The sequence below is a fragment of the Streptomyces sp. O3 genome (genome assembly GCF_054788135.1).
The window spans coordinates 1-278 of record NZ_JBTVYK010000172.1; the positions used below are offsets into that span (position 1 = coordinate 1).

The 278-nt window shown below is 40.6% G+C and carries 1 protein-coding gene; it reads left to right on the top strand.

Going from position 1 to position 278, the window contains the following annotated elements:
* Nucleotides 1-140 precede the first annotated feature (140 nt).
* Nucleotides 141-278, top strand: a 138-nt coding sequence (locus ACX6XY_RS30220) for a 50S ribosomal protein L27 (protein ID WP_460337849.1), incomplete at its 3' end; no start/stop codon positions are given.

Sequence of the window (278 nt, forward strand, 5' to 3'; positions counted from 1 at the left end):
TTACTATTCTGTGCCTGCTGATTATGTAGGGGATGACGTGGTGCAAATCTTGCTTACGGGGATGGAAAATCAACTAAGGTCATTAGCGTACAGCTATCCTGATCATATAAAAATTAACTCCAAATAGGAGGTGGAATTTCATGTTAAAATTTGATATTCAACATTTTGCGCACAAAAAGGGTGGCGGTTCGACTTCTAACGGACGTGACTCTGAATCAAAACGTTTAGGTGCAAAACGTGCGGACGGACAATTTGTTACTGGTGGATCTATCCTTTAC